At 51.1% G+C, this 10,206-nt stretch carries 4 protein-coding genes; all 4 read right to left on the bottom strand.

Features of this window, described 5'->3' with window-relative positions; all coding sequences use genetic code 11:
- Positions 1-125 precede the first annotated feature (125 nt).
- Positions 126-3,608 (bottom strand): IPT/TIG domain-containing protein, encoded by a 3,483-nt coding sequence (locus PLD04_15160; protein ID HXK69664.1) that lies wholly within the window; start codon positions 3,606-3,608, stop codon positions 126-128.
- 466 nt (positions 3,609-4,074) lie between these two features.
- On the bottom strand, positions 4,075-8,043 hold the full coding sequence (locus tag PLD04_15155) for a tail fiber domain-containing protein (protein ID HXK69663.1): 3,969 nt from the start codon (positions 8,041-8,043) through the stop codon (positions 4,075-4,077).
- A gap of 247 nt (positions 8,044-8,290) precedes the next feature.
- Entirely contained in the window at positions 8,291-9,376 is a 1,086-nt protein-coding gene (locus PLD04_15150; protein HXK69662.1) for a hypothetical protein, read from the bottom strand.
- On the bottom strand, positions 9,349-10,206 hold an 858-nt coding region (locus tag PLD04_15145; protein ID HXK69661.1), incomplete at its 5' end, for a hypothetical protein. The genes PLD04_15145 and PLD04_15150, both read right to left, overlap by 28 nt.

Here is a 10,206-nt window from a genome sequence, read left to right as displayed (position 1 = left end):
AAGTATGGATCGGTTGGGCGTGAAAATCGTACCCCTTGCTCTCGGGGCTTAGAGGAGTCCCTATTTTTTAAAGACGGATAAACCCATTAAATCCTAATTCGATAAATTCTCTAATCAGTCAAAATTTACTGATACAGGAATCCAGCCGTCATCGTATCCGACAGCTTGTCCGGATTGATAACGGTGACATCGCAGGGACCCGCAGTATGGACGGGAGTCACACAATTCACCTTACTCTCCGATTTCCATACAACACCCGTGGCCGGTGCATCACAGAACATGACTTCGGCACCATCCTGAAAATTCAACCCGTAAACCGATACACCTTCCCCGCCGGCGACCGAACCTATGCCCGGCACCACGGCATCGACCTGGGGTTCCGGTCCGGTCGGGATTTCCAGATTGAAGACCTTATAAAAACAAGTTTCGCAGGGTGGAGTGTCTGGCTGACATGTGGTCCCTTCCGAAAGAGGGCCAAAGATCACCGCTGCGTCTGAAAAATCTGCTGCCGTAGCCCTGTAGAGATAATAGGGTCCGTCGATCTCGCCGTTACTTTCCATGACGTCGGGCCAGCAGAGATCCAGGGTGCCTTCTACTGCGCTCCTGGAAAGGTCCAGAGCCAGGGAAAGGTCGTCCGCAGGATCGAGGGGATTCCTTCCATGCCGGACTTCCGACCCGTCATTATCCAGACCTCCGTCGGTGTCCGGATCGCAGGGGTCCGAATCCGCAAGGTATTCTTCCCTGTGGGTCAATAAGTCCCCATCTGTATCCTCGTTCCGGTCGTCGATTCCCGTGTGGACACATTCGTAGAGATCCTCCCAGGCATCGGGCATTGTGTCATTGTCCAGATCGACCAGCTGCACCTCAAAGAGGCGCGGGGCAAGAAAGGTGCACCCATTGGTCACACAATAATCCTCAGTCCCCAGGTAGGGCAGATCATCCCTGACCGTGTCGATAACGGAGTTTCCCGAGGTATCCACGGCTTCGATAAAATAGCGGACGTTGGTTCGGAATTCGATGGTTCCCGACCACTGTCCCCCAACAGAATTGTACGTGAGATCTTCTGATGACCACGTCAGCGTTGAGGGATCGAACCAGACCACAAGGACCCGGAAAACACCTTCATCGTCGTTCACTCTCACGACGAAATCGGCTCCCAGACCGTTGACGGTGTGGTAGCCGCCCGCACCTGGATCGGCCAGCACGGGAGGGTCGGAATCGGTCGTATTGCTGTAATAGATTGCCACCGAATAGGAACTGAACGTGTATTCTGTACCCTGATCCAGATATCCTGTTTCCACATTCAATGTCGTGAACAGATTATGGTCCCCCACTCGTCCCCATATGGAGGAATCGGTAGCGTGGCTTTTTTTCAATACAGGTAAAAGGGAGGGCAAATCTGGATCCGTCGCCCCCGGAATCGTGCCAGACATTGCACAGTGCGGGGCAGCAAGAACAACATTCATCTCTCCCCTGGATTCAACGACACCCCCCGTAAAGACGATACCCTGGGCCTCAAACCCGGAAAGATTGGTGTCATAGGAAAATATGGGTTGGATGTTCTGACCGGCCTTGACCGATGAGACGCCGTTCATTGTGTAGTAATCCCCCGTCCCCTGATGGACGAGATCATAGGCATCCGAGGCGATGTCGAGGTTAAGGGTCATTTCCACAATTCCCGGAGGAATGTCATAGTTGCCCTGATGGTCAGAAAGAGTTTTCGAAACCACAGGTTGGGTGGACACAGATTTCCCATCTCTGAGGGGCGGCACAGACAGCACCACGGTGTTTGGAATTCCAAAAAGCGTAAGACTGTGCATTGCTTTCAGGCTGAAGCAGTCATCATCCCTGGTCTTCTGAAAAGCCCTTCGCTTGGCATAGGCCAGAGCCTTCCCCAGGGGCATTTCCGTGTGGTCCAGAAGCTGGCCGATCAGTTCCTCCATGATCTTCTCGGTGTACCCCTTCCCTTCCTCCGCGACCCATGTATAGGATGTACTGGCAATAAACCCGAGAACTCCCTTCTTCGCCAACTCCTCCGTCAGATCCAGGGAGCGGCCATCAGATGCGGGTACAGGCAGACCGTTATGATCTCCAAGAGAGAAAAGCAGGGTACCTGAAAGGTCCAGAGCATTCCCTTCAATTCCGGAAGGGTAACATCCCGAAATATCGTAGGATGGATCGGTGCAATAGAGCGTATCCGTCGAGTCAAAAGGTTCGGAAGCCTCCAGGCTGTAATGGTTGGCACCATTACCGATCATCGACAATGGATAGGGCTCGACCTGGAAGAGGGAAGCCTCCAGGTCCGCGGGGGAATAGGGTTGATCGATGCAGGGGATCATCGTCCCGCTTCCCAGGGGATTATCCAGGCGACAATCGATGGGCCGCCCGTCTGCGGTAAATTCGGTCCGAATGGCAAACCCTGTATCGAACGAAGGACCAAAACCGGTAACCAGCTGCGGGATCCATCCATTCGTCAGGTTGACTTCACCGTCTACCGCAAAAAATATATTGATGACATCCATCATCTGTGTGGGTGTTTCTACCAGGCGGCCTACGTAGAGATCAGGGATGTAGATCAGATCATGGGGCGCAGGCAGGCCGGTAGGCTCCGGATTCAGCTCTGCGTAATAATTGTCGGTGAGGTAGTAATCATCCTCCAGGGCGGAACCCACCGTATGGGCTGTATCCATCGTAACTTCTGCAGGATAGGACTCTTCGGACTTCAGCAGGACACCCTCTCCGATCCGGTAAAAGGGAATCTGGACGTCATCCCCCACGAGGATCAGGGATCGGGCATTGGGAAAGGTGGCGGTAACCAGGGACGTGATACGATCTTGTATCAGATCAGCGAGGGCATTCGCACGGACCTGGGGATCAAAACTAGCCACAGAACAATCGGTCAGATCAGTACACCCATTCCCGTCGTAGCATTTGTCCCAGCAGGCGTAGGCATCCTGAATTGCCGGAACCAGGCTGAGATCGATAATTTCTCCCTCCACATAGGTGTGGGCAGCAAGCTCCTCAAGCTTAAATTCCAGAGCCTGTTGATCTGATGCTCCGTATACAGATTCTATTCTTTGCGAATTCCAGAGAATAATGGTCTCGATGCTGGAAGTCGTAGGCTGGATCATGTAAAAATTGGCATCGGAGATATCCTGCCCCATGTTGAACATATCATCCCAGGCTTCAACCAGGATTCTGCCTGACGCGCTGGGGAATGTCTGTCCCTCAGCGGCGGCCTCCCCCCATGTCGGCATTTCCCAGACAAAGGAAGTATCGTCGGGGAGGAGGAGGTCGGATCCCGACACGTTCTGATCCGGACAGGTCGTACCATCGGAATCAGCCACACAGGTCCATGTCGTTCCTCCATTGGCGGAGTAAGAAATTCGAACCCGTGTCACAGGGCCCGCATCGTTGATGGCCGACCAGGAAATCATATGGGATCGCCGTACGGCAGGATCAGGGGAGTAATCCCAGAATTCTCCCCCATTCGGAACCTGAACCATCACAACAGGGGTATCCCGTAATCCGAGACCTGTCGCCTCCAGATGCACGGTTCCGACCATACAAACCAGAAAAAACAATGAAACAACAATAAGTTTTTTCATAACCGTACTGCCTCCAAACCCCACAAATTCATAAAATCCACCCATTCGCTAATTCTTAAGCCCCTGCACCATCGCCACCATAGCATAGCAGAATGGCAAGGCCTGTGATCGAAGTCACATTGAGGTGGAAGACCGCACCCTCTCGTTTTGGAGATTTTCAAGGCGACAATGCTGTTTCCCAAAGATGAAACGTATGCGTGATGACAGCCCATATGTCATCGCGAGGAGCCGCCAGGCGACGCGGCGATCTTTTCAAGAAGGCCTAAACACCTGCGGGATTACTTCGCTTCACTTTGTTTCACTCGCAATGACGACGATATTTCAACGAACATCGCGCCCATAAAATAGGGACAGTCCCTATTTTTTATTATGTAAATCGTTGTGTATGAGATAAAAAGGGGACAGTCCACTTATCCGGGGACACGTAGCGAGTACATGTCCCCACGGGACAGCCCCTCTTTCTCTCTCACCGTATCATGACTAAAACCCGGATCATTCCTGTACCGGCATCCAGGGTATCCACCGCTTTTCCGATGAGCGTACCACTTCGATACATTGGGAACCCGTCAACCATGGTCGGTTGAGCCTTCATCGCGTGACCCAGGATCGGAGAAGACACAAGGAGATCGCCACGACGGATCGGAGCTATGGATGCGTCGGCCTTCACCAGGGTAATCCCGGAAACCACCGTCATTACAGTGCCACTTCCACTTTCCGCCGCCACCCCCAATACCATCGGGTCGGCCTCCAGACTGCACGGGTAGAGCTCTTCGCCGTTGGCGGGATTAAAGACCAGGACATCTCCCGCCTCCACGGGGTATGCGACCAGCATCTCTTCCACCAGCCGCCGATCGAGCATACGCTCCGCGCCCGTTTCACGGTCCGTGCGTTCCGTCTTAGACTCCTCCAGATCTTCCGCTGCCTGTTCGTGCACCTTACTCTCATCCCGCTCTACTGCTCGATTTTGAGCCGCAGACCGTCCTCCCGTGCGCTGATCCAGCTCCTTGATTGCGTTCACCATTGCCCAGAAGATCGGTTCGTTGTTGACCAGGTAATACCCGCTGGTTCCGGTTTCCACGGCCTCGGGAATGTACGCCAGGACCTCCTGCGCCAGGGGACCCACCCATTTCCCATCGGAAGGTAGATGCAGTGGATTGTCCTTATCAAACTGGTAATAGTAGGGGTTTAGGGACACGATATCGGCCAGCCCTCTTGTAAAGGGATCTTCCACCTTTTTCAAATCCATATCGGAATACGTTGACCAGTTTCCGCCCCCAACTTTCGCCGCTGTTCCGTTGACGGCAAGCGTATACCCCTGCGTATTTTCAGTGCGAACCCCAACGGAACCGTTCTCATTGACCTTGAACCCTACTCCTGTGCTTAGCCCCAGGTAGATCCGAAACCTGAAATCCTCGGTAACATCAGCATTGTTTGTTCCGCCCGAATAGGGATTCCCGCTATCTGACCGCCAGTAATATTGATCCCTGGATGCCGGTACCATGGCAACTGTGTACTTAGTACCCGGGGTCAGTGCGGGGGGGTCCATTATTGTAAAGGAATGCCACTCAAAACTATCCGGGATCGTGACGGTCTGCTGCGTCAGGAGCGTACCCCCGGTGCCTTCCCCTTCATAAAAACGCAGGGTCACGGAACCGGCACTTCCGGATACAGGCGAACGGCAATCCAGCGTGACAACCGTCCAATAGGCGTCAGGGAATCCATTGGTCCACGATTGCCAGAGAACGCCACCAGTCCATTGACTGTTCCATGTTCCATCTTCCTGATTTAATACCAAGGTATCTCCAATCACAGTTTTTACTGCCAGGGAATCCTTGACGGTCAATCTAGCTGATGCACTCATAGCACCAATCAAAACATTTCCTCCGTCTTCAAAGGCCACAACATCGGTGAGGGCAGCTATGTCTGTTTCTGCTCCATTGGCAAACACGAGGTTCGCGTGGTTTGATCCACTATCTTTCCGGTAAATATGCCAGGTATAGGAATTGCCTGAATTCTTGAACCGTATCCCCTGGTTGAACGTATTATCGGACACCTGCAGGGTAAGGCCCTGGTTCGTTTCCTGGGAGAAGATATGGAGATCGGTGTCGGGAGACGACGTCATGACTCCCAGGTTTCCCACATCGGTCAACGACACCAGGGTATTGCTGTCATGGCGTAAATCGAGATTCCCATCACCCACGGAGTTGATATACCCGTTACTTCCTCCATGCTCCATTTCCACGTATTCTGTCGCTGTCCCGGCACGGACTGATCCCCGAACATCGAGTTTCGAAGCCGGAGAATCTGTTGCGATTCCGACATTACCCTGTACAATCAATCCATTATTAGGAGCTGCGCTGGATCCGGAATAGGTAGCCCCTATCGCCATACCTCCTTCGACATCCATCTTATTCGCGGGAGTAGAGGTTCCAATCCCCACCTTCCCGGACACGGAAGAATACATGTCACTTCCCGAAATCGTCCAGTCTCCGTCGTCCGGCAAATCCGACGTGCAATCTACAACAATGCCGTCCGGGCTCATGCACCACTTCCCGGAGGTCAACGTGTTCACCTGGGGATCGATTTCCACTGTGGAAGGATTAATCCAGTCGATCCCGCTTCCCGTGCTGGAGAGAATCTGCCCGGATGTGCCTGCATCTCCGGCAGCATCCCGAAGGCTCCCGGTGGTCCGGATATCCCCTGTTACATCCAGCGCATAGGAAGGATCGGAATTGCCAATTCCTACCTGCCCGCCGTGCTCAAACGTCACAACATCCATTAATGCAGACAAATCACTATCTGCACCATTGGCAAAGACAAGGTCCGCATGGTTGGATCCCACATCCTTCCGGTACATCCGCCAGGTATAGGCACCCCCCGAATTCTGAAACATCAGCCCCTGGCTATAGGTGTTATCTGTCACCTGAAGAGTCAGACCATCGTTTGTGGTGGAAGAAAGCATGTGAAGATTACTGGTTGGATTATCAGTCCCGATTCCAGCTCTATTTTGATCTGTTACGAGAAATGCCGGGGAAAGTCCACCACCGATATAAGTACGGAAGGTGGCATCCCAATCGGCAGCGTAATTAAGTCTACCTCCTGGATAAGGGTCCCCACCAGAGCACAGAATCCATGCGCGCTCATTCGCTTCAGGATCAATCCATATTGTGTACTGGTTTCCAGATGTGACAGAAACCGGTACAGCCAGAGAAATCTTTCGCCAGGAAAACCCACCACTCAATGTGATCGTTTGAGAAGATAAAAGGGCTCCTGAAGCGCCTTCCCCGCTATAGATTCTCACAATCGTGGGACAATCGGAGTTATCGCTGAAAGGTGATCGAAGTTGAACAGCAATGGACGACAAAATCCCATCCATTCCCGCAGTGAACGATTGCCACGCGACATTGTTAGACCATTGGGATGGAATCAGCGATTGCTCCTGATCCAGAATTTCAGATCCATACGTTTCTACGAGGAGATCACCTGAGACATGGAGCTTTCGTTCGGGAGTTGTGGTCCCAATCCCAACGGAACCCAGCTGGGTGTTGTACAGGTTCATTTCCGATATTGTCCAATCCCCGTCATTGACCGATGCGGGGTCGACCCAGTCAATCCCCGATCCGGTGCTGGAAAGGACCTGCCCCGATGTTCCCCCATCCCCGGCGCTGTCCCGAAGGCTCCCCGTCGTTCGAATGTCACCATCCACATCCAGAAGATACCCGGGATCTTCGGTTCCAATGCCTACCTTTCCATCGGTCTGGATCGTCAAACGTGTATTGAGGGACAGGTCGTCCGACGAGGCAATTTTGTACTTCATTGCATCTCCGCCCTGCACTCCGGCTGACCAGGCCGGTGTACCGGCATAGGCATACTGCATCCGGGTCTGGTTAGTGTTTAAGGTATCGTCCAGAATCAGCGTAGGATTGCCGTCATCCATGATGTGCATGTCTGCGGAAGGGGTGGCGGTTCCGATACCGACCCGGCCGCTAGTATCCACGTTCACAACCCCCTGAAGGGATCGAGCATTCTGCGCGTACGAGGAAGCCAGGACCCGGATTCGGGGAGAAAGGTTCTCTCCCCCCACGTTCACCTGGAGCCAGACCGAATCATAATTGGCGAAGACAGCACCCAGCGTAGTGTACGTACCCGATCCCGATCCATCGGCCACCGTGCCGGACCCCAGGGCCACGTTGAACAAGCCGCCCGAAACGGTCACGGCACCGGTCCCGGCCGCCAGGTGGGAATCGATCAGGATCTCCTCCCCCGCCGCGGCATCGGTAAAGAAGGAAAAGACCATGTCATAGGAGCCATCAAGGGGAGCCCCCGTATCATCGCGGAGAATTCCTTCGTAGTTAATCAAGCCTGGAGGGTTCGCGGCATAGATGAAACCGAACCCGAATGCGCAAATCAGGCAAAAGAAGATGACTTTTTTCATGATAGCCCCCCAGCTATGGAATCCCCACCTCTTCTCTCTCTGCCTCAATGATGTCTTGCTCTTAATAATAAACCATTTTCAGACAATGTCCATATACTAGAATTCTGCACCTTCGACCAGTGGTATAGGTCAGTCAAAATGAAGAGGAAGGCACCAACAAGAAAAACAATCCTAACCCCATGAGGAATCGCTTTGAACAATCGAATAGGTTGGAGGATTACATTCAATGGCAAATCTTCCTGATCAACTATTGGCCTTCTACATAATGAAACGGCACGTCGTAGGGCTCCAAAAGCCGACCCCTGGATTCTGCAAAGTCCAACTCTTCCGTGCTATATAGATCCTCGATCAATCCATAGGGCCGCATGTTGCCGTACGTTGCACCATAATTGTTATACCACTCGGACATAGAGGGATAGATGCCAGAGACTATATCTCGCATGAATTCGCAATCCGGTCCCTGAAGACAATAGGGAAAACCCTCATCATAATATTGTTCCCGAAGGATCGATACCTTATCATTCTCTGCTACCTGGTTGTTTGCTCTGACCAGCCCCCACCCATTGACTTCATATTTGCCGCGAACATAGGGGCGGGAATCGATTTTGAATGGACAGGAGGGATCATCATCCCGCTCCCATCCCGTGATTCGGTCATAGATCGTCCATGTGTGATCGACTAATACATAGGGAACCGTGATTATCTGAATACCATTGATAAGAAGTCTTGGAGGCTCAATATTATGAAGGTATGGACTGTAACCCATACGAATGGAAAGTGTCTCTGGAATTTCGTCGGGATGTTCAAACTTAAACCACCCTTTTCCGACCGAGTTTCCATTTACGAAGAGTTCGTAATAATCAGTAGACGGTAAATTGGGAAGAAGCCGGATTTCGGATACTTTTTCTGGAAATAAAGAGACCATGTCTCCTTCAATGGTTTGAGAATATAGATGTCGGGAACTGGAAGTCCAACTACCCAGTGCATGCCATCGGCCCGAGCAATATCCATAATTGTTAGGCTCGCAGTAGCAATATCCTGAATAGCCGGGTTCCTGGTCCTGTATTCCATCCCAATCCGCCATCTTAATTTCGTTAAAATGAACTTCCGGCATCTCGATGTCCACCGTGATAACTTTGGCGACGGTGCGGTTATTGTCTCCCTGGATCTCTCCATTGTAGAAAAACAGAATTTGTATGGTCGATGAAGGGTAGTTGTCTGACAAATTTAAGAAAATGTGCGGAATTTCCAACACCTGGCCAGCCTGAAGTCCGGTGATGGATAGTGATTCGGAACCATTAAACATCACGGAAGACCCGGGATTTTCCAGCATTGGGGTTCCCAATTTAAATTTGAGTCATGTGGAAAGATAGTGATATGTATTTCTCCAGGGCCAAAATCGATATCGGAAATATTGGTTATTTGAGCGGTTGCCAATCCATCCGCTGGATCCAGCTTAACCTTTGCATCAATTTGAGGCTTGAAAATATGGTCCAGTAAGCCAGCACTATACGCTGTGGCATGGGGGAGCAGGATTACCGCATTTGAGCGATAGATCATACTGTTCATTGAAAAAACCTGGGGTCCGTATTCGTCCTGGAAAAAGTCCCAATAGGAAAGTGCGGAAATTGGAACATCCGGGTATATCTGGTCGGTATATAAATCATGAACTGTATGAAGGTAATACCTTACAGCATAGGCTATACCTTCCTTGGTGTAGTGATAATCATCGTAAGTGTTTTCCCAGAGTGGTAAAAGAAACAAGTTGTTTTGCCTGCAATCAAAATGAAAGTGATCAAAATTTGTGTCCTGGGAAATAAAGTTATGGTTAGTAAATTCAGCCAGTCCGGTTTGCTCATTGTTACTCCAAAAGTCATAGAAATCATCAAACTGGTAAGTGTCATCTGATTCACAATCAAGATTAATGTGATTTGTTGAGCAATAGGCTTCATATCTTTCTTTTTCAAAGATTATATCGCGAGATGGAGATCCTGGATTATAATTGATTCCATGATTGTCGTTTCGAACATGGGCTGGCACGGCCATGTCCTGGATCATATGAATCATATGTCCGAGTGAAAGATAAAACTTTTTCAAATTGTACTTTCTAAAGTAGGGTCCACTGAAAAACGATTCTGTTTTTAATTGGAACGGTAGGGAATC

This window comes from Thermoanaerobaculia bacterium (genome assembly GCA_035593605.1).
GTDB lineage: Bacteria > Acidobacteriota > Thermoanaerobaculia > UBA2201 > DAOSWS01 > DAOSWS01.
This window is presented reverse-complemented; position numbering and strand designations above follow the sequence as displayed.